This is a genomic window from Rhodococcus sp. MS13 (assembly GCF_013277835.1).
Taxonomy (GTDB): Bacteria; Actinomycetota; Actinomycetes; order Mycobacteriales; family Mycobacteriaceae; genus Rhodococcus_F; species Rhodococcus_F erythropolis.
Genome location: NZ_VBTL01000004.1, coordinates 667,883 through 692,327, shown reverse-complemented (window position 1 = coordinate 692,327; position 24,445 = coordinate 667,883). Strand labels below are relative to the sequence as shown.

Annotated in this window: 24 protein-coding genes; 11 read left to right on the top strand and 13 right to left on the bottom strand. The window is 62.3% G+C overall.

Features of this window, described 5'->3' with window-relative positions; all coding sequences use genetic code 11:
- The first annotated feature begins 2 nt into the window (after positions 1-2).
- Both FEZ59_RS11720 and FEZ59_RS11715 read left to right on the top strand, forming a co-directional pair.
- Positions 3-1,436: an FUSC family protein gene (locus FEZ59_RS11720; protein WP_051636510.1), complete on the top strand. Its 1,434-nt coding sequence runs from the start codon at positions 3-5 to the stop codon at positions 1,434-1,436.
- Between the two features lie 41 nt (positions 1,437-1,477).
- Entirely contained in the window at positions 1,478-2,077 is a 600-nt protein-coding gene (locus FEZ59_RS11715) for a TetR family transcriptional regulator (RefSeq protein ID WP_172932656.1), read from the top strand.
- Positions 2,078-2,098: 21 nt separating this feature from the next.
- Here the strand turns inward: FEZ59_RS11715 and FEZ59_RS11710 are convergent, their stop codons facing one another.
- Complete coding sequence (locus FEZ59_RS11710; RefSeq protein WP_019745587.1) at positions 2,099-2,539, bottom strand: VOC family protein; 441 nt, start codon at positions 2,537-2,539, stop codon at positions 2,099-2,101.
- Between the two features lie 175 nt (positions 2,540-2,714).
- Here FEZ59_RS11710 and FEZ59_RS11705 point away from each other — a divergent pair, with 175 nt between their 5' ends.
- Entirely contained in the window at positions 2,715-3,878 is a 1,164-nt protein-coding gene (locus tag FEZ59_RS11705) for a lipase family protein (protein ID WP_046379404.1), read from the top strand.
- Between the two features lie 64 nt (positions 3,879-3,942).
- On the opposite strand, the gene FEZ59_RS11700 is transcribed toward FEZ59_RS11705, so the two are convergent.
- On the bottom strand, positions 3,943-4,674 hold the full coding sequence (locus FEZ59_RS11700; protein ID WP_019745586.1) for a TetR/AcrR family transcriptional regulator C-terminal domain-containing protein: 732 nt from the start codon (positions 4,672-4,674) through the stop codon (positions 3,943-3,945).
- 284 nt (positions 4,675-4,958) lie between these two features.
- Here FEZ59_RS11700 and FEZ59_RS11695 point away from each other — a divergent pair, with 284 nt between their 5' ends.
- Genes FEZ59_RS11695 through FEZ59_RS11670 form a run of 6 tightly spaced genes read left to right on the top strand, consistent with a single transcriptional unit; the run spans position 4,959 to position 12,031 of the window.
- On the top strand, positions 4,959-5,843 hold the full coding sequence (locus FEZ59_RS11695; protein ID WP_225989551.1) for an ABC transporter substrate-binding protein: 885 nt from the start codon (positions 4,959-4,961) through the stop codon (positions 5,841-5,843).
- A complete protein-coding gene (locus FEZ59_RS11690; protein WP_172932655.1) occupies positions 5,840-7,402 on the top strand; it encodes a multicopper oxidase family protein in 1,563 nt (520 codons plus the stop codon). Before FEZ59_RS11695 ends, FEZ59_RS11690 begins: the two co-directional genes overlap by 4 nt.
- A 10-nt stretch (positions 7,403-7,412) precedes the next feature.
- Positions 7,413-7,760 (top strand): plastocyanin/azurin family copper-binding protein, encoded by a 348-nt coding sequence (locus FEZ59_RS11685; RefSeq protein WP_021331818.1) that lies wholly within the window; start codon positions 7,413-7,415, stop codon positions 7,758-7,760.
- Positions 7,761-7,783: 23 nt separating this feature from the next.
- Positions 7,784-9,586, top strand: a complete 1,803-nt coding sequence (locus FEZ59_RS11680; RefSeq protein ID WP_242459773.1) for an ABC transporter ATP-binding protein — start codon at positions 7,784-7,786, stop codon at positions 9,584-9,586.
- A complete protein-coding gene (locus FEZ59_RS11675) occupies positions 9,583-11,316 on the top strand; it encodes an ABC transporter ATP-binding protein (protein ID WP_172932654.1) in 1,734 nt (577 codons plus the stop codon). Before FEZ59_RS11680 ends, FEZ59_RS11675 begins: the two co-directional genes overlap by 4 nt.
- A 25-nt stretch (positions 11,317-11,341) precedes the next feature.
- Positions 11,342-12,031 (top strand): YdcF family protein, encoded by a 690-nt coding sequence (locus tag FEZ59_RS11670; RefSeq protein WP_172932653.1) that lies wholly within the window; start codon positions 11,342-11,344, stop codon positions 12,029-12,031.
- Positions 12,032-12,126: 95 nt separating this feature from the next.
- Here the strand turns inward: FEZ59_RS11670 and FEZ59_RS11665 are convergent, their stop codons facing one another.
- The 8 genes from FEZ59_RS11665 to FEZ59_RS11630 form a co-directional block, all read right to left on the bottom strand.
- Positions 12,127-12,963 carry a methylamine utilization protein gene (locus FEZ59_RS11665; RefSeq protein WP_172932652.1) on the bottom strand — a complete coding sequence of 279 codons (837 nt, stop codon included), beginning with the start codon at positions 12,961-12,963 and terminating at the stop codon, positions 12,127-12,129.
- Positions 12,964-13,037: 74 nt separating this feature from the next.
- Complete coding sequence (locus tag FEZ59_RS11660) at positions 13,038-13,361, bottom strand: cupredoxin domain-containing protein (RefSeq protein ID WP_019745578.1); 324 nt, start codon at positions 13,359-13,361, stop codon at positions 13,038-13,040.
- Complete coding sequence (locus FEZ59_RS11655) at positions 13,361-13,708, bottom strand: plastocyanin/azurin family copper-binding protein (RefSeq protein WP_003940240.1); 348 nt, start codon at positions 13,706-13,708, stop codon at positions 13,361-13,363. Before FEZ59_RS11655 ends, FEZ59_RS11660 begins: the two co-directional genes overlap by 1 nt.
- A 27-nt stretch (positions 13,709-13,735) precedes the next feature.
- Positions 13,736-15,325 (bottom strand): multicopper oxidase family protein, encoded by a 1,590-nt coding sequence (locus FEZ59_RS11650; protein ID WP_020970990.1) that lies wholly within the window; start codon positions 15,323-15,325, stop codon positions 13,736-13,738.
- Positions 15,322-16,641 carry a hypothetical protein gene (locus FEZ59_RS11645; protein WP_042925925.1) on the bottom strand — a complete coding sequence of 440 codons (1,320 nt, stop codon included), beginning with the start codon at positions 16,639-16,641 and terminating at the stop codon, positions 15,322-15,324. Before FEZ59_RS11645 ends, FEZ59_RS11650 begins: the two co-directional genes overlap by 4 nt.
- Positions 16,638-17,309, bottom strand: coding sequence for a methylamine dehydrogenase light chain (locus FEZ59_RS11640; RefSeq protein WP_029256402.1), 672 nt, complete (start codon positions 17,307-17,309; stop codon positions 16,638-16,640). The genes FEZ59_RS11645 and FEZ59_RS11640 overlap by 4 nt, the downstream gene beginning before the upstream one ends.
- A 75-nt stretch (positions 17,310-17,384) precedes the next feature.
- On the bottom strand, positions 17,385-17,993 hold the full coding sequence (locus FEZ59_RS11635; protein ID WP_019745575.1) for a redoxin domain-containing protein: 609 nt from the start codon (positions 17,991-17,993) through the stop codon (positions 17,385-17,387).
- A 43-nt stretch (positions 17,994-18,036) separates the two neighbouring features.
- Positions 18,037-18,627 (bottom strand): MauE/DoxX family redox-associated membrane protein, encoded by a 591-nt coding sequence (locus FEZ59_RS11630; RefSeq protein ID WP_041815327.1) that lies wholly within the window; start codon positions 18,625-18,627, stop codon positions 18,037-18,039.
- A 348-nt stretch (positions 18,628-18,975) separates the two neighbouring features.
- Between FEZ59_RS11630 and FEZ59_RS11625 the strand changes: the two genes are divergently transcribed.
- Both FEZ59_RS11625 and FEZ59_RS11620 read left to right on the top strand, forming a co-directional pair.
- Positions 18,976-20,514 (top strand): APC family permease, encoded by a 1,539-nt coding sequence (locus FEZ59_RS11625; RefSeq protein ID WP_172932651.1) that lies wholly within the window; start codon positions 18,976-18,978, stop codon positions 20,512-20,514.
- Positions 20,511-21,296 carry an IclR family transcriptional regulator gene (locus FEZ59_RS11620; protein WP_141488298.1) on the top strand — a complete coding sequence of 262 codons (786 nt, stop codon included), beginning with the start codon at positions 20,511-20,513 and terminating at the stop codon, positions 21,294-21,296. Before FEZ59_RS11625 ends, FEZ59_RS11620 begins: the two co-directional genes overlap by 4 nt.
- A 2-nt stretch (positions 21,297-21,298) precedes the next feature.
- Here the strand turns inward: FEZ59_RS11620 and FEZ59_RS11615 are convergent, their stop codons facing one another.
- The 3 genes from FEZ59_RS11615 to FEZ59_RS11605 are packed head-to-tail and all read right to left on the bottom strand — an operon-like array spanning position 21,299 to position 24,440.
- A complete protein-coding gene (locus tag FEZ59_RS11615; protein ID WP_172932650.1) occupies positions 21,299-22,621 on the bottom strand; it encodes a bifunctional adenosylcobinamide kinase/adenosylcobinamide-phosphate guanylyltransferase in 1,323 nt (440 codons plus the stop codon).
- Entirely contained in the window at positions 22,621-23,409 is a 789-nt protein-coding gene (locus FEZ59_RS11610; protein WP_020970985.1) for an ABC transporter ATP-binding protein, read from the bottom strand. Before FEZ59_RS11610 ends, FEZ59_RS11615 begins: the two co-directional genes overlap by 1 nt.
- Positions 23,406-24,440 (bottom strand): iron ABC transporter permease, encoded by a 1,035-nt coding sequence (locus tag FEZ59_RS11605; RefSeq protein WP_020970984.1) that lies wholly within the window; start codon positions 24,438-24,440, stop codon positions 23,406-23,408. The genes FEZ59_RS11610 and FEZ59_RS11605 overlap by 4 nt, the downstream gene beginning before the upstream one ends.
- Between the last annotated feature and the right edge of the window lie 5 nt (positions 24,441-24,445).

Genomic DNA, 24,445 nt, shown 5'->3' with positions numbered 1-24,445 from the left:
AAATGTATGCTGAGTCGGTGACCCGAACCGAAACCGCAGCCAGGACGCCCAGCCGTCTCACTCATTCGAGTGAGGCCATTGCACATACGGTCTCCGGGGCGACGTGGCGAGCGGCTTTTCGCGTCGGATCCGCCGACGCGACCATCGCCCCCGCGATCAGGGTCGGGCTCGCCACCGCCGTAGTCCTCGTGGTCGGCGGACTGCTCGGGCATCGGGAGTTGGCCGGCTTCGCGGCCTTGGGCGCGCTGTGCGCCGCGTTCGGTAGGTACGAGCCGTATCCCCGGTTGGCGGGCAAGCTGGCGATGGTCGGTGCCGCATTGGTGGTGTCCATCGCTTTCGGCAGCGCAATGGGTGTTGTGGGCGTTCCGATGTGGTTGCAGATCGGCATCCTGTCGTTGCTGGCCGGTGCGTCGTACTGCTTCATGTCGGGCTTCCGGATCACCGGACCAGGGCCCGTCATCCTCGTCTTCGCGGCGACCGGTGCAGCCGGATATGCCTCCAGTGTCGATGATCTGGCGAGGCTGGTGACTGCCGGTGCGCTCGGAGTTGTGGTCGGTTGGGTGGCCGCGATGCTCCCAGCGCTCGTACTGCCGATGGGGCCTGCCCGTCTGGCAGTTGCTCGTGCAGTCTCCGCGGTGGGGCGTCTCGAACAGTCCGGCACAGACGCAGTGGAACCGGCGCTCGGATCGATTGCCAACGCCCGCTTGGTCATTGCGTCGAGCGGTCGGATCAAGTCGACCGTCGATCACGGACGCGAACTGGTCGCGGTGCTCGACGAAGCAGAAGCGGCAGTACAGCAATGGCAGTTGCACGGCGACGCGACTTTGATCCGGAGTATTGCTCAGCACGAGAAGGAGCTTCGGAAGCTCAAGCGCTCCAGCATGATCGAACACGACCTCGCGCCGGCGCCCACGCTTGCCGCCCCCGAGGGCTATTTTCTCGAAGGATTGCGCCGACTGTATTCGCGCCCGGTGCGGATGAATGCTCTCCGCATTGTGGCGGCCTCGGCTCTGGCCGGTTGGCTCGCGGCAGGAGCCGGGTTGGAGCATCCGCTGTGGGCGTCGATGGGTGCCATCGCCGCGATGCAGGGACTGAACTACAAGCAGACCGTCCAGCGCGGGATTCAGCGGTTGGTGGGAAATGTCGGTGGCGCCGTCGTGGCCGCTGGGCTCATCGCTTTGACACTCGGCTACTGGCAAGCCGTTGCCGTGATCGTGATTCTGCAGACTGCTGCGGAGCTGCTCGTCATCAAGAACTATGCGCTGACGTCACTCGCCGTCACTCCGATGGCACTGCTTCTCATCGGTTTCAGTGCTCCGATCGGGACCGAAGCGGCAGTGGCTCGCGTCGCGGACACTCTCATCGGCGTGGTGATCGGTATCGTCGTCGCCGCTGTCACGATCAGTCGATCGGATCGCCACCACGTCACCGTGTAACCGTTACTGCTGTGCTTCCGGTACTGCGTAGGCTCCTGCAGGTGGAGGACAGCACGCCGATCGACGGCCGGAAACTGCGTTACCAGCATCGCCGTGCCGAATTGCTCGCGCAGGTAACCGCGTATGTCACGGCGAACGGCGTCGGTGAACTGTCCATGCGGCCGTTGGCCAAGGACCTGGGGATCAGCCATGCGACACTCATCCACCATTTCGGTTCGAAGGAACAACTACTCACTGAAGTAGTCGCCACCCTGCGAGACAGCTCTTCTCTCGACATCTCTTCCGGGACCGACATCGTCGAGATGTTGACGAGTTACTGGAATAGGCGCACATCAGCGGAATCGTTGCCGAGCTTTCGGTTGATGTTCGAGATATACGGACAGGCGTTGTTGCATCCGGAGCGGTATCGCGAGTTTCTCGATCATGTGGTGGGGGACTGGTTGGGTGGTTTGACGGAAGCTGCGCTCGCGCATGGATGTCCGCCCGATCGCGCTGATCGCTACGCGACGATCGTGTTGGCGCAGATTCGGGGGTTGACGCTCGATCTCGTGACGACCGGTGACCGCGTCAGAATCGACGCGGCGTTTGCCGAATTCGCGGCCGCGATGGGCGCTCTGGTCAGCTCGTGGAAGGCGATCTGACGGTCCGATTGCCGTGACGCTTCAGGCGATCTGCTCGAACAGGGACACGATGATCCCTTCCGGCCCACGCACGTAGGCCATGCGCACGCTGTTCTCGTACTCGCCGATCCCGCCGATGAGCCCGTAACCGTCCGCTGCCACCGCGTCGACCGCCGCCTGGAGATCGCCCACCTCGAAAGACACGTTGCGCAGACCGATCTCGTTGGCCATCGGAGCAGGCGATCCGGGTACGTGGTCGGGCGTGACGAAGGACGAGAGCTCGAGCCGTGACCCTTCGCCCGGCGGGCGCAGCATGGCGATTTCACACTTGGCTCCAGGGATACCGCAGACGGTTTCCACGAACTCGCCCTCCACGGATCCGGTGCCCTCCACCTCGAGACCCAGAACGACGAAGAACGCCGTCGCTGATTCGAGGTCCGCGACGGTGATGCCGATGTGGTCGAAACGCTGTACGTGTGCCATGGACACATCCTCCTACTGTTTCTTCGTGCCGGTTCGATACTGAGTCGGAGTCGGGGCCGGGATCTCGACATGTACGTGTCGCAAAGCTGCAAGATTTTGCTTGACCGATCGGTTAAACAAAATCTACGATAACGTCCAACGAGGTCGCCCACCGCACGAACCGGAGTCGTCAGACGTGAAATTCCAGTCGAAGTCGTTTGCCCGCATATCCATCGCAGCCCTCTGTGCTGCAACGATCGGCTCCGCCGTTGCTGCGCCCATCGCGTCCGCGCAGGCGCCGAGCGCGTCGCAAGCCACCGGCACTGTGGTGTCGAGTGAGCCGCTACCGAAGGATCTGTGGATTCCGGGTACCGCCGACGCCAAGCGATTCACGTACTGGACCATCGGTTCCGACGGCGGGCCCGCGCTGAGCAGTGGCGCGTACTACGTCCCGGCCGGCCCGGCACCGGAAGGTGGTTGGCCCGTCATCGCCTGGGCGCACGGCACCACCGGACTCGACGATTCCTGTGCCCCTTCGCTGGTCGGTCCCGGCCTGCCCGAACGTGACTACCCGTACCTGGGGCGCTGGCTCTCGGAGGGCTACGCCGTCGTCGCCACCGACTACGTCGGTCTGGGTACACCAGGGCTGATGCCGTACCTCGACGGAAAGGTGGAGGCGCACAGCGTAGTCGACTCGGTCAAGGCGGCCCGGGTCATCGACTCCTCCATCTCGAATCGTTGGGCAGTGGTCGGACAGTCGCAGGGCGGCGGTGCGGCCATCACGACGGCCCGCTACGCAACCGAGTACGGAGGGGATTCGCTCGACTACCGCGGTGGCGTGGGTACCGGAGTGCCGGCCAACATCGAGTTGACCCTCCTGCCTGCCGGTCCGGGCTTCCCTCCCATCGCCCTCGGCGGCGGGTTGACGTCGTACGCGCTCTACATCCTCGCGGGCTTGCGGGAAGCGCACCCCGAGATCGACTTGAATTCCTACCTGAACGACTTGGGAAGGGAAAAGGTCGACTCGGCCGAAAAGCTCTGCGCCGCAGACCTGGACGAGGCATCCAAGGATCTGGTCCTCGGTGACATCTTCTCCCGCCCGCTCAGTCAGATCCCGAACTTCCAGGGTCTGCTGAACGATTACATGGGTGTACCGACCAGTGGATACGACCGCCCTATCTTTATCGGCCAGGGCCTGCTTGACGTGGATGTCCCTGCACCGTCTGCACTTTCGCTGGTTGCAGCGTTGGTCGCCAACGGTGAACCGGTCACGTTCAAGACCTACAACACCGATCACAGCGGCGCTTTGGTCGAATCGCAGGCCGACACGATTCCGTTCGTCGCGAACCTGTTCCGCTAGGCATACCGAGAATCCAGATCATCCGCGGGGTCGCTGTCGCACAAGTGCGACAGCGACCCCGCGGTCATTTCTGTGACTCTTTGATTGCGTCCAGCCGCGCCTCTAGACCGTCGAGGACACGGTCGAGTGTGTAGCGATAGTGTTCTGCCCGTGTTGCTTCCGCAGCATCCGGTGGACCGGCAAATTTCCCGATCAGTGTCTCCATCGATGAACGGGGATCTGAGGGTCCGTCGTTGCTCAGGCGTTCCAGCATCGCGCTGTGATCGGGTGAAGGCTGTCCGCTGGGAATGCGCCTGGCGTCGTTCATGGCAATCAGTGTGGTTGTCGAAGTGAAGGCGACGGTGTAAGCCTGAGCGGCTTCTTCCCCGAACCCGGCGGCGGTCAGTGAAGCCAATCCGGCCTCCATGAGTTCCCGGCTGCGCTGGGTGGCAACTCCGTTCATCAGCAGCCACTGTGCCGCGCCTGGACACTCGATCAAGGCCTCTCGCATCTGCAAGAGCAGATGCGTCAGCCATTGACGCCAATCTTCTTGTGCGGATGGCACGTTCACGGCCGACACCGCACTGTCGACCACCGCAGCCGAGAGTGCGTCCCGATCTCCGACGAGTCGATAGACGACGGAGAACGACGTATCGAGTTCGCTGAGCAGCTGCCGCAGCGACCAGCCCTCGACTCCGTGCTCGCGACTGAGCCCGAGCGCCACGGTCAGCACGGCGTCCGCAGTGATCCCGGTGTTGTAACTCCGGCGGCGCTGTGATTTCGCGGCGGACTTCTTGTCAGGTGATGGCGCAGTCATGGTCCGACCGAGCTTAGCGGCGTCGGATCGGGTCGCGTAGTCGACGCAACCGATTGACGGATGAACTTAGGTGAGGTTTACTTGCCAAATCCGAGCGGTGCTCCGATTTGTAGCGAACCCCCGATTATTCGAAGCTGAAGGACACCATGAAGTTGAAAACGCGACCCGGTTACCTATCGAGGCTGGGTGCTTCGCTGCTGGTCAGTGTCGTTGCCCTGACTGCGGCCGCCTGTAGCTCGAGTGAGGCGGGACCGACGACGGAACCTGCCGAGGGAACGCGTGTTGTGTCCCACGAATTCGGTGAGACGTCGGTTCCGGGCGACCTCGGGCGAATTGTTTCCCTCGACGAATACGCCGCACTCGGTCTCCTTGCCGTCGGCATCACCCCTGACGTGGTCTTCACGTCGTGGGGATCGGAGATCGGCCAGGACATCTTGGCGTCAGCGGGTACCGAGGTGGTCACGGTGCCGCCGCTCGGTGCACCCCCGATCGAGCAGGTCCTCGCCCAGGATCCTGGACTGGTCATCTTCACGTCGATGGGCGATCGGAGCTACTACGACTCCCTTGCGTCGACCGTCCCCACAGTGCCGGTCCCGGCCGTCACAACTCCGTGGCGTGAGAATCTTGCCTTCTTCGGACGCGCTTTTGATCGTCAGTCGGTTGCCGACAAGTTGACTGTCGCTTTGGAAGGCAAGATCGCTGACGTCTCTGCTCGGTCCGGTGGTGAAGCGAACACCGTGTCGGTGTTGATGAGCAGTTCTGGAATCCTTGCCACTACCACCGAGCAGGCGCCGCCGTCGTTGCTGTTGGCGGAGAGCGGCTTCGGGCGTCCGGAATCCCAGCGAGCGAATGCCGCTGGAGGACTGCCGTATGCGCCCCTGTCCGACGAGGCGATCCCGGCGCAGGATGCTCGGATCGTAGCCGTGTTCGACGAGGGCGTGTACGAGTTCGGCAAGGTTGCCGGTGTTCCCGGGTTCTCGAGTCTTTCAGCGGTGCAGGAGAACCGAGTGGCCAAGGTCAACGGAGACATGTGGCTCGCCACTCATCCCTTCGCCACTTTCTGGATGATCGAGGACATGGATGCCATGGCTGCCGGCAATCTGACCGGCACCGGAACCGAAGCTGTTGCCGCGACGCGCTATCAGGAATTCACGGCGCTGACGGCATGAGTTCGAGTGCGTTGAGTCGGCGCCTGGCTCTGCGATGGGGAGCGGTGACTCTCGGCTCTGCGGCTGTGGGTTCTGCGGCTTTGGGTTCTGTGGCACTAAGTGCGTGCAGCCGTGGCTCGGCGAACGAAACCAGTTCTGAGATTTCACCGTTCGACGACGAAGTACGTGCTGCCGAACAGGCGAGAATTCGTAGCGGGCACACAGTCCAACGGAATCTGACAGCTGCACCCGCTCGGGTGAGTCTGGGCGCCAGAGGGGTGGACACATGGTCGTACGGTGCAGAAGCGGTGGGTCCGGAGATTCGAATCTCCAAGGGAGACCGGCTCAACGTTCGGTTGCAGAACGACCTTCCGACGGAGACCTCGGTGCACTGGCACGGCATTGCGATCCGCAACGACATGGACGGTGTCCCACCGGTCACCCAGGAACGAATCCGACCAGGTACCGAGTTCACCTACGACTTCGTGGCCCCGGATCACGGAACATATTGGTACCACTCCCATTCAGGATTGCAGGCCGATCGAGGGCTATTCGGTGCACTAGTGGTCGAGGACCCGAACGACCGGACCGGAGCCGACGAGGACGTCGTCATCGTGATCGACGACTGGCTCGACGGGCTGGGAACAACCCCGGATGGAGTGCTTCGCGCTTTGTCACCGGACGTGCAGGGAGGACACCACGGGAACGGCGGAGCTCCACCGGAAGTCGATGATGCAGAGATTGATTCTGCCGCAGAACTTCTCGCCAGCGGTCACGGTAATTCCGAGGCGCTCGGTGGAATGGCAACGCACATCACGTATCCACTGCACCTGATCAACGGACGGCCTGTGGAAGATCCCTTCGTCGTCAGTGCAGCGGCCGGAACACGGCTTCGATTGCGGGTGATCAATGCCGGGGCGGAGACTCCGTACCGTTTCTCTGTCGCCGGGCACGAGTTGACCGTTGTCAGTGCTGACGGGCAGGACATCGCCTACACAGCCGGAGACGAGATTCTGATCGCACCCGCGCAGCGATACGACGTATTGGTGACGGTGCAGTCCGGTTCGTGGCCTATCGCCGCGAAGGTGGAAGGGAAGCCAGGTGGCGCCGCGTGCCTGCTTCGGACACCGGATTCGGTAGCGAGCGTCGACCTGACTTCTCCTGCAGTGCTGTCAGGGTCCGGCGGCCGACTCGTTCTGGAACCGACGCTTCGACCGTCGGGCGCGTGGGAACAGCGGGTACCGGATCGTGAGTATTCGGTTGATCTCATCCAGGCCGGGGATCGATACGTCTGGGGAATGGCGGGCACCGATGTGGGTCGGTTGATCATGAAGCAGGGCGAGCGAATACGAATCGTCATGAACAACAACACCGATATGTGGCATCCGATGCACACCCACGGGCACACCTTCTCGGTTCCCTCGTACGGCGGGCTTCGCCGAGACACCGTGATCGTACTTCCGCGTGCACAATTGGCGATCGACTTCGACGCCGACAATCCAGGACGGTGGATGTTCCACTGTCACAACGCGTACCACTTCGAGGCCGGGATGACTGCCGACCTCCACTACGTTCGATGAGGAGAGCAGAATGTCAGTTCGCACCGGGTTGACCACATTGATCGCTGTTGCAGCGGTGTTCACGCTGACGTCGTGCGGAGGTGAATCACAGGGTTCCACCGAGCAAGCGCCGGTCGAGATCTCGGTGAAGAACCTTGCGTACTCACCGAACTCCGTCACTGTGCACACAGGACAGACGGTCACGTGGATTTTCGAGGACCAGGGAATGCCGCACGATGTCGTGTTCGCCGAGCTGGGGATCAAGAGCGATCTCCAAGGAAGCGGAACCTACAGTCAGACCTTCGACAAAGCCGGAACGTTCACCTACACGTGCACACCACATCCGAACATGACCGGCACGATCATCGTCGAAGAGTGAGTAACTCGATGACAGTGAACTCGATGACAGTGAAGGAGACTGTGGCCTTCGAAGACTCGCCTGGTCTGGTCGACCGAGACGCTTTGGGCCGCATGATCGCTCCCGTGAGAAATCGCCTGCTCCTGGGTGCGGGTTTGTCGGCGCTGTCGGTGCCGCTACGATTCCTGCCCTACGTTTCGGTGGTCGAGATCGCGCGGGTGCTCCTGACCGACTCGTCGTTGAACCTGGTCTGGCTGTGGGCCGCAATCGGTGCAGCGGGCACAATTCTCGGGTTTGTCGTCTACAACGCAGCGCTGACCGTGTGCCACACCGCCGACGCGCATTTCAAATACTCGATCCGCTCGCGTATCGCTCGGCATCTGTCCCGAGTTCCTCTGGGGTGGTTTGCAAATGGTGGCACCGGTGAAGTGAAGCAGGCGATGACCGACGACGTGAAGCGGATGCATCTTCTCGTCGCTCACCTTCCCGCCGACGTGGTACCCGCGATCCTGTCGCCGATAGTGGCCCTGATCTATCTAGTGGCGATGGACTGGAAGTTCAGCCTGATCTTGGTCGGCTACATCGGAGTGTGTCTCGCTCTTGCCGCGCCGTCGATGCGCAGAGCCTATCGAACGAACGTCGACTCCTGGAATCTTGCAATGTCGACATTGACTTCTGCGACAGTAGAACTGGGCGACGGTATCGAGGTCGTCAAGACGTACGGGAGTGGGAGTCGCGCATTCGCGCGCTACTCGAGCGCTGTCGATTCGATGGTTGCGGTGTGCGTGCGATGGATGTCGGGGATGGGAAGGCCGGTGGTCGCGATGTCGATCCTCCTCTCACCGGCGGTACTCATCGTGGTCATCACGGCGACGGGAACCGCAATGTTGTCCGGGGGTTGGATTACCCCGGTAGCTCTTGTTGCCTTTCTGGTCGTCGGAATCGGTGTTCCGTCGTCGGTTCTGCACATGGGAACGATGGCCAACCTCTACCGCGAAGGCCAACTGGGAGCGACTCACGTCGAGAGCATCCTCGGCGAACCAGAGCTGGCCGAACCTCAGGATGCATTGCCTGCTCGCAGCACTTTGATCGAATTCGACAGCGTCGGCTTCGAATACACCACTGGGCAGCGCGTCCTCGAGAACATCTCCTTCGAGATGCAACCGGGCACCGTGACCGCGATCGTTGGCCCCTCCGGCTCCGGAAAGACCACTTTGGCGCGTCTACTTCCGCGGTTCTGGGACGTCACGGACGGGTCTATTCGACTGGGCGGAAGCGATTTACGAGATCAGTCCAGTCGTGAAGTCTTGAAATCGATGGCCATCGTCTTCCAGGATGTCGTGCTCCTGCGGGACAGCGTGCGCGAGAATATTCGGCTCGGTCGACCGGATGCAACGGATCTGGAAGTGGAGACAGCGGCGAGGCGGGCGCAGATTCACGACGTGATCATGCGACTGCCGGACGGGTATGACACCGAGATCGGTGGTGGTTCGGGCGGTGAGCTGTCGGGTGGGGAGAAGCAACGCCTGACGATCGCCCGCGCCATCCTTCAGAACCCGCCGATCGTCATCCTGGACGAGGCGACTTCGCAGGCCGATCCCCACAGTGAATCGGCCGTTCAACGCGCACTGGGCGAGATCAGTGCAGACGGCGGCACCCTGATGGTGATCGCTCATCGACTGCACACCGTCCGATACGCCGATCAGATACTCGTTCTCGACGCCGGACGGATCGTGGAAAAAGGTACGCACGAACAGTTGTCGGCGCTCGGCGGAACCTACGCGCGGATGTGGGCGCTCCAGAACCCTCTCGTCGAAGACATATCTCCGCGAAAGGCGCTGCAATGATTCGAGACCTGGACGAAATCCTCGGGCGCGACAATGGGATGCGAGGTCAGATAGCAGGTTTCACGCTCGCCGGGATACTCGAGGGTGTCGTCTTTGCACTGATGATTCCGATCCTGAAAGCGGTGGTTCGCGGCGATTACGACGCCGCAGTTCCGTGGGTTGTCACGGCTGCTCTCGTGGCGGTGGCCTGTGGCGCCGTACGGTGGATCGCCGAGAATCGGGCGTACCGCATCGGAATCGAGGGTTTTGCCGGTGGAATCATGCATCGCCTCGGTGAGCACTTGGTGCAGGTTCCGCTCGGGTGGTTCAGCAAGGCAAACCGTGGAGCGTTCACTCGCCTGGTCACCGAGGGCACGGCTATCTTGATGAGCATCCCGGGAATGATCATCGCGCAACTCGTCACCGTCACGGTGACTCCAGCGACAGTGGCGATCGCTGTCTTGTTTGTGGACTGGCGACTGTCTCTCGCGATGGTCGTCTTCGTTCCACTGGGGATTCGGGCTTACCGCAACGTGCAACGGGCGGTTGTTCCCGAATACGAGGCGATCGGCAAGAGCGAATCCGAGTTGGCATCGCGCGTCGTCGAATATGCACAGGCGCAGCAAGTTCTACGTTCGGCCGGTAAGAGTGGCGAAGGCTGGACTCGGTTGGACGAAGCTCTTGTGTCCAACCGGTACGCACACCTGCAGGAAATCGGATCGGTCGACAAGTATCTGCTGCGCTTCATGATCGTCGTTCAGGTTGCCTTTCTCACCGTCCTGGTTCTGGCGGCACTGCTGGTCACCACCGGGTCCATCGACACAGCAAGCGTGATCGTTGTTCTCGTGTTGGCCGTGAGGTTCGTGGAGCCGATGCAAATGCTTGCAGGATTCGGTGAAGGTATCTCACTGGCCGGGGTGTCGCTCGGATCTGTCCGAGAGATGATCGATGTACCGGTGCTGGCGGAGCCTGAGGTGCCGAAAGAGCCTACCTCGTATGATATTCGGTTCGATTCGGTCTCCTTCGGCTACGGCCCGGATCGCGTGATTCGTAACGTGAGCCTCGAATTCCCGGACTGCTCGGTCACTGCTCTGGTCGGTCCTTCCGGTTCCGGAAAGACAACTCTGGTTCGGCTGATCTCCAGATTCTGGGACGTCGACGAAGGTGCGGTATCCATCGGGGGAGCCGATGTTCGCGACATCGGAACGAGAGCATTGATGTCTCGGATATCGACTGTCTCACAGCAGGTTTACCTGTTCGACGGAACCATCCTGGAGAACGTTCGGTTGGCGAGACCGGATGCCACCGACTCGGAGGTCCGTCAAGCAGTGGTGGATTCCAGGCTAGGCGAAGTGATCGACCGTTTGCCGAGCGGTGAGGAGACCAGGGTAGGTGAAGGCGGATCACTGCTGTCCGGCGGTGAACGTCAGCGGGTCTCGATTGCGCGGGCATTCCTCAAGGACACTCCGATTGTTCTTCTCGATGAAGCGACTTCCGCCCTCGACGGAGAGAACGAAGTCGCCATCACCGAGGCAATTCACCGATTGGCCCGTGGTCGAACGGTGGTGATCATCGCTCATCGCCTGTCGACTATTCAGGGAGCAGATCGCATCGTCTACCTCGAAGCCGGAGGGGTGGAGGAGGTCGGTTCCCACGAGGACCTGATCGCGCGAGGTGGAAAGTACTCGGGTCTGTGGGCCGAGCGCAGTGGCGCGGAGGGATGGAGGATCGACCGAGCACTCGAGCCATGAGCAAACCGTGTGGTTTGATCGACGAATGGACGAAGCTGCTGCAGATCCAGTGAAACCGCCGCGCAAGCGCAGGTGGCCTCGTTGGGTCGCAGGCATTGCGGTGCTCGGAGCAGTTGTCTACGCGGGCTCGATCGTGTGGATCTCCGTGGCGTCGGCCGGACATACGTCAGACGCCGCCGATGCTCCCGACGCTCCGGTTGTGATCGTGCTGGGCGCGCAGATCAAGGACGGTAAGCCGATGGCTTTCCTGAAAGGGCGGCTGGACGCAGCAGTCGAACTGGTGGAAGCGGGAAAGGCTAAAGCGGTCCTGGTCTCCGGCGACGCGAACGGCGGCTCGGGTGACGAGATCGCGGCGATGACGAACTACCTGGTGGAGCAGGGAATAGATGAGCGTCGCATCGTGGGGGATCCGTACGGCCTCGACACCTATGACACCTGCTTTCGGGCCATACATACGTATGGGGTAGCCAAGGCGTTGATCGTCACTCAGGGGTATCACGTGCCCCGCGCTGTTGCGTTGTGCCGAGACGTCGGCATCGACGCAGACGGTGTGAACAGCGATTGCGGGTGCGCAACTCCGACGCTGATCAAGAACGCCGCGCGGGAGTGGGTTCTTGCCAAGCCCAAGGCAGCGCTGGACATGCTCTGGAGTCGGGACGCAAAGGTGACGTCGCCGTCGGAGGACTCGGTCCAGGTGGCGCTGTCGATTCCCTGACGCGGGGTGAGTGCGCACGGTTTCTGTCGAGTGAACACACGCTCCGGAGAGTCGGAGCGTGTGTTCACTCGAGGTGAAGGGTGCTAGCTCGACAGTCAGATCAGTGCTGCGGCGGCGAATGCTCCCAGTGCGATCAATGCCGCGCCGGTGACGCTCTGCACGCGACGGTCCACGACGCACATGATCGAGAGGAATCCCGGCATCGACCCACCACGCTTGGTGTGCACGATTGCCGCGAGGCTGGGCATGCAGCGGCCAAGGGATACGACCGTGAACAGCGCCGCCCCGAGAGCCGGTGAACCCGAAGCCATGACGCCGAGTGCCAGGAGGTAGTACGCACTCGAGCGGATGAAGATCAGAAATCCCGGACCGATGATCGCGCCGAAGATCAGCGAGACCTTCCAGGGCGCCATTGTGCGGCGCAGATGGCGCGGAAGCTGTTGGCGCCGCATCGGAGTCGGCATCCTCACCGCACCCAACTCGTGCAGCCCGTACGCAACCGCGATGACGGCCCAGACGCCCAGCGCCCAGCCGATCGGGACGTACCCGGACATCGCCGCACCGAGAGCGCCGATCAATGCCCCGGTGACGGCTCCCGTCGTGACCGAACCCAGAGCGTGCCAGCCGAGTCGGCGGACGGGGGTCGAGGATCCCTTCCGATCTACCTGCTTCGGCGCGGCAACAACTCCGGCGACAGACATTCCGCAGGTCGACCAGTTCGCAGCCAGCGACGTAACCAGTCCGGCGCCGATAACAGCTGTGGTCAAAGCTGTTGTCGCAGATGGCGTGGCCACGAGTGCGAGGCCGGCACCCGCAGCAGCGCCCGCCGCGACGAGGCTGACACGGGTCGCGGTGCCGACCGAGCCTTGAAGGGTCGGCCGGATGTCAGGGACATCGGTCTGCAGTGGGCCGTGTGAGAGAACAGTAGTCATCAGATCCTCCGAAGTGTTTGTGGTTCAGGAAAAGTGTTGAGCCGAAGTCGCAGCGAAAAGTGATGAGCCAGGTTTCACAGCACTGTGATGACGCCGATCATGTACGGGTGGACGGAGCACGAATATTCGTAGACTCCGACACTCTCGAACGTGTGCCGGAATGTTCCGTCTCCGGTGATACCGCTGTCGAACAGGCCGGGTGATTCCACGTGATGCAGGAGTCCACCGTCGTCGAAGCGCCACTCGACGGTGCCGCCGTGCTCCACGGTGACGTCCATCGGGCTGAACTGAACATTGCTGATCTCGACCACCACGTCGGGGACGGGATCTTCTGTGCCGCAAGCTGGGACACACGTCGCCGCGACAGCGAGGCCGAAGCCGACGATCCACCTCCTCACTATTGAACGATCACGGTGCCCACCATCATCGGGTGGGGCGTGCAGTGGTAGGTGAAGGTGCCGGCGTCGTCGAACGTGTACGAGAAGGTTCCCTCGGTGAGCAACTCGCTCTTCAGTTTCCCGTCGAGATCACCGTTGCCGACCACGTCGTGGGGGAGTCCGCTGTCGTCGAACTTCCATTCGACGGTCTGTCCCTTCTCGATGGTGACCGATGCCGGTGTGTACGCCATGTTCTTCACCTCGATCACGACTGCAGGTTCGTCCGAAGACGCACCGGCATCACTACTGCAGGCGGTGAGGCTCAGGGCAGCGCACGCGGCCAGGAAAGCGGGAACGAGTTTCTTCATGAGGTGTTCTCTCCATTCTTCGACTTGTCAGCGGACGTAACGCAGATTTGCCGTCATGCCGGCCTCGAAGTGGTAGGCGTTGTGGCAGTGGAACATCCACTCGCCGGGATTGTCGGCGTCGAACTCGATGGCAAGCTCGGTGCCGGGTAGGACGTTGACGGTGTCGCGGCGAAGTCCGCCGTAATCCGGTACCGCAAACGTGTGGCCGTGGGTGTGCATGGGGTGCCACATCGTGGACGTGTTCTTCATCGTGATCCGGACCCGTTCGCCCTGTTTCATGACGAGCTTGCCCGCATCGGCTCCCGCCATTCCCCAGACGTACCGATCGCCGGCCTGGATCAATTCGATGTGGTAGTCGCGATCAGGCGACTTCGTCTCGAGCCGTGCGGATTCCGTGGGCCGGAGTTCGCTTTCGATGACCAGTCGGCCGGCCAGTTCCGAGAGGTTCCCGCCCACATCCGGATTCGCCAGCGCCAACGCGTCGGTGCTGCGTAGGACGGTCGACGCATAACCATCTCGGCCCTCGACCTTCGCCACCACCGGCCATGTTCCCGACTTCACCGTCACCAGTACGTCGTAGCGTTGGGCCATTCCGACGATGATGGTGTCGGCGGGAGTTGGTTCCACGTCGTAGCCATCGGTAGCGACGATTGTCATCTCGTGACCGGCCACAGCAAACCGGTATGGAGTTTCGGCCGCTGCGTTGATGATTCGCAGTCGAAGGGTCGAACCGGGCGCTGCAGTGACGACAGCAGGATCGTTGGGTGGCCGCCCGTTGATCAAGTGCAGTGGATACGCGATGTGTTGAGTCATCCCGCCGAGTGGTTCGGAAGAACCGTGTCCACCGCTCACCAACTGTTGCGCGACGGACATGTCGGCTTCCGAGTGTTCCGCCGGAGTCGTTGCCCCACCGCCGTGTCCGCCGTGCCCGCCCGAAATTGCCGGGTTCAGGGCCATCAGGACGGAATCCGGTGTGGTACCCAATCCGTCGAGCCAGTCGTCGAGCACCAGAACGGCATCGGCGTCGGCCCCGGTGATGTCGTTCGGATCCTCGACGATCATGGCGCCGAAGAGCCCCCGATCGGCTTGTAATCCGCTGTGCGAGTGGTACCAGTACGTTCCCGGATCCGGTGCGATGAAGTTGTACTCGAAACTCGAACCGGCGCCGATGGGGGCCTGCGTGGTGGGTGCCGCGCCGTCCATGTCGTTGCGGATTCGAATTCCGTGCCAGTGCAGTGTTGTTTCGGCATCGAGGCCGTTCTGGACGCTGACGTTCACCCGGTCACCGGACTTCAGTCGAAGTTCCGGAGCCACCGCAGCGCCTCCGTACGTCCACGTGTCCACGAGGCGTCCGCCAAGATCTACCGTCGAGAATCCGGCGGCAAGGGCAAACGCAGCGGTGGTCCCGTTCCAGGCTCGCGCCGATTCTGCGGCGGCAACTTCGGGGTCGGTGGGCAGAATGTAGTCGAGATCGGTTGTGGGCGTCGGAGATGCTGCAGTGGAACTGCATCCGGCAATCGTCCCCATTGCGCCGAGCCCGAGTGCTCCGGCGCCGAGTGCTCCCAAACTCAGGAAGCGGCGCCGGCCCATCACCACACCGGATCCGGGACGACTCATCGGAGTACTTCTGGTGTGATCAACCCGCTGACATCACCGACGTTGCCCGAGACATCGACGGAACTGACCTGCTCGCCGGTGCTCGCGTTGTAACCCACGATCTTCTGCGGAGCGGAGCCTTCGACCTCAGGTCCGGTACCGAGCACGTAGAACGTGGCGCCGTCGACGGAAAAGGTCATGCTCTTGATGTCTGTCAAGCCGAGGTCTGCCAGCGTCAAGCTCTTCACCGGGGCGAAGGTCGTTGCGTCGGACAAGTCGATCTTGACCAGTGAGCCTCCCCGAGCAGAGTCCGGATGAATAGCCGTGTCCGTGTACGCGATTGCGAGCCGGGTTGCGTCGGCATTGATGACGTTCTCCGAGAATCGACCGGAGTCCTGCCCGGCGTTTCCGATCGGCTTGACACCTTCCTGAGGCAGTCCGTTGGAGAAGTCGAAGACGTACACATCGCCGTTCTCACTGACCAGCAAGGCTTTTTGTGCTTCCGATGCCCACGTGACCTTGCGGGTGGAGACAAAATCCTCGGGTAGGACCTTGCTTCGGGCGGTTTCCTTCGGAACACCGTCGTCACCGATCGTGACGTGCAGCAGTTCCCGGGTGTCCTCGCAGACGCTGTACAGCTCGTGATCGACCATCCACGTGAACGGACCGCAGCCGACTATCTGGAGTGCACCGGTCGCTTCCTTCTTCTCGAGGTCGACCACTCTGATTCCGTACAAACCGTCGTCCCACGTGACGAAGAACTTGCCGTCGGACGTCACGGCGTTCGAGCCGGGACGGGAATGTACGCGTGCGACGTCCGGAAGCATGACCTCGGCTGGTTCCAGCAGGTTTCCGGAGTAGGTGCTGACCGTGAAATCTGCTGCGCCGCGGGAACCTCGGGGGCGCCACACCTCGGCAGCGAGCACCGCAGGATCCTCGGCGGAATCCCCGACGAATCCGTGAATGACCGGATCCCAGATACCCGGGCCGACGGTGATTCGGCTCTCGGCCACACCGGTTTTCGGATCGATGACGTTGACGCTGAGCTCGAGCTGGCCGAATCCACCTTCGACGCCCAGCAAGCGGTCAGCTGCGATCGGGGTGATCGAACCGACGTGCAATGGCTCGGGAATGGTATCGCCGATTTCCTGGTCGTCGTGACCGAGGGAGATCCCCTCGCCCGGAGCAGTGAACGGAACTGTCGGATAGGTGACATCACCTGCGCTGGACGGTTCGTCGTTGTCGGACGAACTGCAACCGGCCAGCGCGAGTACGACGGTGAGTGGGATGACGGCAACGGCGGGTCGCGCCAGTTTTCGGGTTCGCGGACTGCTCATGATCCGGCACCGACCTTGGGGCGCTCGGCCGGTCGAGTCTGGCAGTCCTCACCGATGATGGGCGCCATCGTGCAGGTGTATGCCTGAGACTCGTCGGAGACACACCAGATGATTTCCTGGTCGTAGCTTCCGGAGACCGGGTTGTACATCACGGCCTGCATGTCCGGTTCGCCGCAGAATGCGTTGGAACACGAAGGTGCACCGCAGCAGTCGTAGTAGGCGATCAGATAGGTCTTGCCGGTATCAGGGTTGGTGCAGCATCCGACCCAGAACTCTGCGCCGGGCTTGCTGCCGGGGGCGCAGGTGGTGACACCGCCGCCGTTGCATGCGGCACAGGACGTTCCGTCCATGTTGCACCAGCGCCAGTACTCGCACTCGGCCGGATCTTTACCGTCGTAGACAGGGACAAGAGGTTCGGGGCCAGGTGCCGGCGCAGGAACCTCGGGTTCCTGGGCGAAGGCACTACGTGTCACAGGAAGTGTGCTGATCAGTGCCACTCCTGACACACCCATGGTCCACTTGCCGATCCGACTGATCATGGATCGCCGCGAAACTCGTTCGGAGAGTTTGCGTCCGGTTCGACTGGTGAGCGAACCGCCCTGGCCCGCCATCCATTCGGCCTGGGCCTGAACTGTCGCCTCGTCGACGGGATATCGGTTCTCCGTCATGTTGTGCTGCGGGAATTCATTGTCGTCCAACGATTTTCTCCTGATTCGTGAAGAGGATCGAACTGTGCAGGAAGATCAGGCCGCGCTGCCGGATTTCGCCTGGGCATGAAGGTGCTGGAGTGAGGGGGTGCCGGATTCGAGCGCATTGAGCAGGCTTTCCACCTGAGCCATGTGATTGCACAGGCCCTTTCCTCGGATCTTGCCGTGCTCGTCGAGAATCACGCCGTACGGAGTGGTGCCCACCTGGTACGCGATACCGACGTCTCGAGCGTCGATGTAACTGAGCTCGGAACCGATCCCGCTGCCGGCCAGGAACTCGCGATGCTCTTCGGGTGTTCCGTCGGAGATGATGATCACGTCGAGATCCGATTCGGCTCGGGCCATTGCCCTTACGCCGGGAAGAAGACTCTTGCACGTCGAGCAACTCGGAGCGGTGAACAGCAGGAGTTGCGGCTTGTCGCGGTGACCACCGACTCCGACGGTCCGTCCTTCCTGATCGATGAGACCGGCAAACGACGGGCCGGCCTGTTCGACCTTGGGGCCGGTATCCATCATCCGGGCACCGAGAGGTCCGAGACGTACTTGTACGCGGCCGATTTCACGAGCCAGAGCAAGAACCATCAAGAACAGTACGGCTACGGCGATCACCAGGATCACTGTCGCGACAAGGAGGAAAGTGGTCATCGTGGTAGTCCTGCCTTCGAGTTTTCAGTGGTGGGGATGTGAGTCACGAGCCGTACCGGGACGCGGTTTCGGCGGTTCGTAGGCGGATGGAGGCGCTCGACAGGTAGTCGTCGACCGGGCGTCGTCCGAGGTGGACCACCGAACGAATCTGTGCGAGAGCAACTCCAGCCAGAACGAGGAGGAATCCGAAGGTCGCCGCCACGACCTGGACGCCGATCTCAGCCTGTCCGGCGGTGACCGACAGTGCCACAGCGATCACCGCGAGTGTTCCGGCGCGAACGGCGTGGAACCATCCGATACGCGGAATCTCGCCGACTCCGAATGCAAAACATCCGCAGTCCAGATCGCGTCGCCCACGCAGGAGGTTGATCGTGAGGCCCGTGAAGAACGACGCGAACATGATGGCAGCAACCAAGGCGGCGAGGCGATGGGCCACGCCGAGAACCAGAAGGATGCCTACGACGGTTTCCGCGACGGGAAGGATGCGAGCGATCGGTACTTCGAGTCGCACAGGCAACACTTTGTATCCGCGCACCGAACGAAGGACCCCGTCGTGGTCGTTCAGCTTGGGAATGCCGGCGAGCAGGAGAACAAATCCGATGATCGTCGAAGTGGTGGCGCTGACCAAGTCCATGCTTCCTCCGTTCCTCTCGGGTAGTGCCGGTGGTGTGTGGGACACATCCTGTACGGGCGATGCTGCGAACCCGCGTCGACCGCGCTACGCCTGGACGAGGTGCAACTGAGAGAGCAGCTGTCGTGTGAGAATCGGAGAACTCACAGGTCAACGTGCTGCCGGAGGGGCCGGATACCGTCGGCCGCCCTTGATCCGGCATGACGCTGGGTGGGAAACAGAGTCGGATTCTCACTTGAAAGTTCTGTGCGCGCCATCGTGGAAACTGCGCGGAAACATAAGCGGACTAACTTGACCGAATTCTGACAATTCGCTCGTAGGTTCGGGCCTGGACGCGACGGACGGTGACACATGGCCGTGAGTGCGGCACTGCGTGCGGCGATCACGCGAGCGCAGAATGCGGATCAACACAGTGAGCCCGTGTTCTCCCCGCTCCGTGGTCTCGGACGAGGACGTTTGACCCCGATCGACCTGTTGGGGCAATCACTCTCCACGATCGCGCCGGCAACGGGAATGGTGTTCATCGCCCTGTGGATGATCACCTACAGTCCCGGCTACGTCGGGTTGGCTGCGATTGCTGCGACAACTTCGGCGGTGTTTCTCGTTGCGTTCTGCATCACTCAATTCACGCGGAGACTGGCCGCAGCAGGATCGTTGTACAGCTTCGTCTTCCAAGGCTCCGGTATCCGGGCGACACTGACGGCGGGCGCCGCACTGGTACTCGGGTATCTCGGAATCTCGGTTTCGGTTTTCTCACAGGCAGTTCCGAGTCTGCTCGATACCATCGCCATTGTCGGCCCCGACGTGCGAGGGACTGCCGCGACGGTGATCACGACGGTGGCGATTGCCGTGGCCGTCGCGTGGATTGCAGTGCGCGGCGTCCGGTTCGCCACCCGAGCGATCTTGGTCGTCGAAGCGTGCTCGTTGATTCTCATCGTCGTGGTCATGCTGGCGACGCACAGTGACACGACAACTGCTGTTGCCCTGCCGAATCCGTCGCTGAGTGCAGTTCCGTTTCTCGCGATGCTGACGGTGCTCAGCATGGCGGGCTTCGAAAGTTCGGCCTTCTTCGGCCCGGAAGCGAAGCGACCACTCATCAGCGTCACACGCACGGTTCTCATTTCGCCGATCATCTGCGGGGTCCTCTTCGTTTTTGCGGCCTGGGCGGCGATGACCGGCCACGGCGCGACGATCGTCGGAGCGTACTTCGAGGGAACGGCATCCGGGGCCAGCGCGGAGGTGGTTCTGGCAGTCAAGATCGGAATGACGTGTTCCTGGTTCGCATCCACTCTCGGTTGTGCGCAGGCGGGTTCGCGGTTGTTGTACTCGATGGGGATCGAACGGGTACTGCCTGCGCCGCTCGCTCGCGTGCACAGACGGTTCCGCACCCCGTACGTTGCGGTACTTGCGTTCGTCGCGGTAAGTGCGGCAGGCGTATTCATCTATTCGGATACGGTTCGCGACGATTCGGGATCCTTCGACGGCGTGGTGGAGACCGCGTTGGTCTGCGCTTACACGCTGGTGGCCTTTGCTTCGTGGAAGTTCTTGCGCCGAATCGGGGAACATACGTCGCTGACCCGGATATGCACCCTGTCCGTGAGTACCGCCGGTGCGGGTCTACTGGTCTACATCGTTCTCGACGGTGCGGTTCACGGGATGTGGGCACTGCCGATCGCTGCTCTTGCTGTTGCTGTGTCGGGGACAGTGTGGAGCGCATTGCTCCGTAGAGCCAGACCTGAAAGCCTTCTGATGGTTGGCGCTTTCGACAGCGTCGAGACGGCGGACCTGTTGCCCGGTGCTGGCACTCTGCTGATCGACGGTGACGGGCGAAGGCGACTCGTTCCGGATCGTGGGACCTCCGAGGGTGACTCGCCGGAGCATGGGCGGTGACCGCGGACCGTGCAACCGCTGGTCCACGATCAGGAAAACAGATCGGCGAAGAGACCCACTTCAGTGGACAACAACCGCGTGCGGTTCAAAAGGCGCTGGGGATGCTCGAGGCGGTGGCTCATCTGGGACCGGGAACAACCGCGAAGGAGATCGCCACTTTTGCAGGCGTTCCATCGGCCACGGCGTACCGGATGCTGAATCTGCTGGTGGCGGAGGGCTTTCTCGTGCGGGTGCCGGACCTGTCAGGGTTCGCGTTGGGACGTCGGACTGCCGAGCTCTCGCATGCGGCGTCGTCGAGTGGTCCGGCGCCGACGCTGCACGAGCGCGTCGAGGACATGCGGACACACACGAGGTTCGGATTGCACGTCGCGTCATTCGCCGGTGGGCGCTTGCGGTTCGTCGACAAGGATCCGGATCACGAGATCATCGGAATAGCGGCGCTGCCGAAGAACCTTCACGCGAATGCGCTGGGGAAGGTTCTGTTGGCGCACGACGAGCGGTTGCTTTCGGGTTTGGAACTTCGCCGGGTCACGGAGTTCACCCTCGGTGATTTCGATGCGTTGTATGAGCAGCTGAGGTCTGTTCGCCTGCAGGGTTTTGCATTCGAGAACCAGGAATGCCGCCTGGGTCGATCCGCGGTGGCAGTACCGGTTCGAGATCACGCAGACCAGGTGGCCGGCGGTTTGTGTGTTCAGGGAGCGAGCGGGCGAGTGACGGACGAGGATCGAGAGTTGGTCGGTTTCCTACTCGATTGTGCGCGTCAGCTCACCGGATTGCTCTGACGTCACACGCGCAGGCTCAGGGGGAGCCCGGCGGTCATCAGGACCACGGACTCCGATTCACTGGAGATGCGGCTGTTCACCAGACCGAGTAGATCGCGGAACAGCCTCCCGGACTTCGTGTCCGGGACGACGCCGCTTCCCACTTCGTTCGTGACGGCGACAATCGGAACCGGACAGGCGGTCCAGGCGTCGGCCAAGACGTCGATATCTGCGTGGACGGCGCTGAGATCTTCTGTCGCCCACGCCTGATGTCGGTCCAGACGTGCGGTCAACCACGTGCCGAGGCAGTCGAGCAGGATCGGTGTTGTTGCGGCCGCGAGAATCTCGGCGACTTCGGAGGTCTCTACCGTCGTCCACGTCGACGGCCTCCGCGCGCGATGCGACGCAATTCGTTCGATCCAGTCGGGATCGTCGTCCTGCGGATCCCCGGTGGCGATGTACGTGACGTTCCGGTAGCCGGCAAGCAGGCCCTCCGCGTAAGTGGACTTGCCCGAGCGGGCGCCACCGGTGACCAGAGTTCGATGGCCCTGTCCTACCCCGATCTCGAGCACAGCTCCATCCGGAACCGCTCGCGCCCCGGACAAGCGAAGTGCTTCCGAGAGTTCGTTTTCGACTGGGTTGTGGTGCCCGAGGTGTACGGCGACCACATCGGTTCGATCGGTGATCGCGGTGCAATTGCGTAGTCGGGTCACCGTCTCCGCGAAACTCGGCAGATCATGGTGCCCGGTGCCGTGATCAGTTTTGTGGCCGAAGGTCTCTTCGAGAAAGACGGCGTCGAAACGCGCGTCGGCAAGTGCGTCGACAGTGGATTCGGGCAGAGGCCCGGTGTCGGTGGCCCAGAAGATTCGGGTTCCGGATGCGTCGGTGATGTCGTAGAGAAGGGTGGGTACTTCGTGCGCGGCTTCGAGTGCGCGAACACGATAGGTGCCCAACATGATCGACTGGCCGGTCTCGAGCGGTGTGAAGGTCACCGGGTCATCCGGGCCCACCCAGTCTCGGCAGAGAGCGAGCGCGTCGGGTGGTCCGAGAACCTGTAGTGGTTCGGTGCGCGAGGCCCAGGACCGGAACAGCAATGCCATCGGGCCGAGGTGATCGGGATGAGAGTGCGTCAACAGGATGTGTTCCACGTGTGCCAGCGTGCGACCGAATCGCGACGCGGCACGCGGTACTTCGGGTCCACAGTCCAACAGGATTCTGTTGTCCACCAGGACAGCAGTGTGCCCGCGGATGGTTTCACTCGACAGGGCGGACAGGCAGGAAGGGCAAGTGCAGAACGGGTTCGGCCAACCGTCGGCAGCGCCGGTGCCGAGCATCACCAATTCCATCAGCGGGTGCCTTCCTGCCGAATCGGAACAACTATGGGACCGCTGGGCCGGTCCAGGATTTCGACCCGGGCGCCGTACACGCGGCCGAGGAGGTCTGCCTCCAGCACCGCTGAGGGTGTGCCGTCGGCAACCACGCTGCCCTTGTCCAGCAGCACGATTCGTCGACCGTACTGACCCGCGAGAGTGAGGTCGTGCATCGCGGCGATGACCGTGATGTTGTCGGCTTCACGCAGTTCCTCCACCAAGTCGAGAACCTGCTGCTGGTGACCGATGTCGAGGGCGCTGGTGGGTTCGTCCAAGAGCAGTACCTGCGGTTCTTGGGCCAGTGCCCGAGCCAGGACCACGCGTTGCAATTCGCCACCGGAAAGTTCGGTGGCTCGTCGATCTGCGAACTCGGTGAGGTCGAGCCTCTCGATCACCGAAGAGATCACCGAACGGTCAGTGGCGGTTTCGGTTCCGAACCGTCGTAGATAGGGAGTGCGGCCGAGCGCAACCAGTTCCTTAACCGTTGAGCCCTCGGGTACTACCGGACGCTGAGGCATCAACGCGACGACGGCGGACATCGCCTTGCGGCTGGAATTGCGAGGACTCAGTCCCCCGACCGAGAGCTCACCGGTAGACGGAATCAATCCAGCGAGGGCATGCATCAAGGTTGTCTTGCCGGCGCCGTTCGGCCCGACCACGGCAACCCAATCGCCGGGTGTCACATCGAGATCGATGCCGTCGACGACGTCCTTGCCGCCGAGGTTGACTCGGAGGTCGCGGCACCGCACTGCGCTGTCGGTCATGCCGAGACCCGGCTGCGGCGCAGAACCAGAAGGAAGAACGGAGCGCCGATCATCGCGGTTACAACCCCGATGGGGAGTTCGGCCGGTGCCATGACCGTGCGGGCGGCAACGTCGGTGAGGACGAGAAACGCCGCTCCGAGCATGAGTGACAGGGGGAGAAGCAGTCGATGCGACGGGCCGACGACCAGTCGAACCGCATGGGGAACAACGATTCCGACAAAGCCGATCAGTCCACTTGCACTCACGACCGCCGCCGTTCCCAGAGTTGCGGCGAGCACCAGTACCAGGCGTGATCTGGCCGGGTCGACGCCGAGGCTGGCGGCTTCGACGTCACCTACGGCCATCACGTCGAGTACGCGTCGGTGTACCAGGATGACGGCAGATGCCAGCGCGACGTACGGCAGGACAACCAGAACTTCCGACCAACCGTCGGTGGATAGTCCGCCGAGCAGCCAGGAATAGACCTCGCGGAGTGAATCGTCGAACCGCTGCTGGACAAAAGTCTGCGCTGCATTCGTGAACGCCGCGACTGCGACACCGGCGAGGATGATGACTACCGCGTTCTGCGGCCCGCCAATGCTGCGGCCGAGCGAATAAGTTGCGAACACGGCCAGCACACCGCCGACGAAGGCGGCCATGGGAATTCCGAACATGCCCAGCGCTCCACCCGAAACGATGGCGAGGGTTGCGCCCAGTCCGGCTCCGCTGGAAACTCCGAGGAGATACGGATCTGCCAAGGGATTTCGGAACACGCCCTGGTAGGCGGCACCGGCAACGGCCAACATTGCTCCGACCAACGCGCCCAGGACTACTCGCGGAAGCCGGATCTGCCAGAGAATCGCCTGCTGTGTCGCGGTGAGACCGGAATCGAGGTGGATGCCGGGTATTCCGTCCAGAAGTTCGAGAATGGTTCGATCAGGCGTCAAACCGGCCGGCCCCACCAGAACACCGATCAGCAAGGCAGCGCACAGAATCAGCGCGGCGCCGAGCAGAACGGCCGTCCGATGATGGGAGATACCGGCTTTGATCATCGAGT

Excerpts from the sequence above, each read along its gene's own strand:
- FEZ59_RS11665 (WP_172932652.1), bottom strand. The coding sequence starts at position 12,963 with ATGACTACTGTTCTCTCACACGGCCCACTGCAGACCGATGTCCCTGAC.
- FEZ59_RS11645 (WP_042925925.1), bottom strand. The coding sequence starts at position 16,641 with ATGAGCAGTCCGCGAACCCGAAAACTGGCGCGACCCGCCGTTGCCGTC.
- FEZ59_RS11685 (WP_021331818.1), top strand. The coding sequence starts at position 7,413 with ATGTCAGTTCGCACCGGGTTGACCACATTGATCGCTGTTGCAGCGGTG.
- FEZ59_RS11690 (WP_172932655.1), top strand. The coding sequence starts at position 5,840 with ATGAGTTCGAGTGCGTTGAGTCGGCGCCTGGCTCTGCGATGGGGAGCG.
- FEZ59_RS11670 (WP_172932653.1), top strand. The coding sequence starts at position 11,342 with ATGGACGAAGCTGCTGCAGATCCAGTGAAACCGCCGCGCAAGCGCAGG.
- FEZ59_RS11700 (WP_019745586.1), bottom strand. The coding sequence starts at position 4,674 with ATGACTGCGCCATCACCTGACAAGAAGTCCGCCGCGAAATCACAGCGC.
- FEZ59_RS11625 (WP_172932651.1), top strand. The coding sequence starts at position 18,976 with ATGGCCGTGAGTGCGGCACTGCGTGCGGCGATCACGCGAGCGCAGAAT.
- FEZ59_RS11635 (WP_019745575.1), bottom strand. The coding sequence starts at position 17,993 with ATGACCACTTTCCTCCTTGTCGCGACAGTGATCCTGGTGATCGCCGTA.
- FEZ59_RS11640 (WP_029256402.1), bottom strand. The coding sequence starts at position 17,309 with ATGACGGAGAACCGATATCCCGTCGACGAGGCGACAGTTCAGGCCCAG.
- FEZ59_RS11605 (WP_020970984.1), bottom strand. The coding sequence starts at position 24,440 with ATGATCAAAGCCGGTATCTCCCATCATCGGACGGCCGTTCTGCTCGGC.
- FEZ59_RS11720 (WP_051636510.1), top strand. The coding sequence starts at position 3 with ATGTATGCTGAGTCGGTGACCCGAACCGAAACCGCAGCCAGGACGCCC.
- FEZ59_RS11680 (WP_242459773.1), top strand. The coding sequence starts at position 7,784 with ATGACAGTGAAGGAGACTGTGGCCTTCGAAGACTCGCCTGGTCTGGTC.
- FEZ59_RS11610 (WP_020970985.1), bottom strand. The coding sequence starts at position 23,409 with ATGACCGACAGCGCAGTGCGGTGCCGCGACCTCCGAGTCAACCTCGGC.
- FEZ59_RS11630 (WP_041815327.1), bottom strand. The coding sequence starts at position 18,627 with ATGGACTTGGTCAGCGCCACCACTTCGACGATCATCGGATTTGTTCTC.
- FEZ59_RS11675 (WP_172932654.1), top strand. The coding sequence starts at position 9,583 with ATGATTCGAGACCTGGACGAAATCCTCGGGCGCGACAATGGGATGCGA.
- FEZ59_RS11650 (WP_020970990.1), bottom strand. The coding sequence starts at position 15,325 with ATGAGTCGTCCCGGATCCGGTGTGGTGATGGGCCGGCGCCGCTTCCTG.
- FEZ59_RS11615 (WP_172932650.1), bottom strand. The coding sequence starts at position 22,621 with ATGGAATTGGTGATGCTCGGCACCGGCGCTGCCGACGGTTGGCCGAAC.
- FEZ59_RS11710 (WP_019745587.1), bottom strand. The coding sequence starts at position 2,539 with ATGGCACACGTACAGCGTTTCGACCACATCGGCATCACCGTCGCGGAC.
- FEZ59_RS11655 (WP_003940240.1), bottom strand. The coding sequence starts at position 13,708 with ATGAAGAAACTCGTTCCCGCTTTCCTGGCCGCGTGCGCTGCCCTGAGC.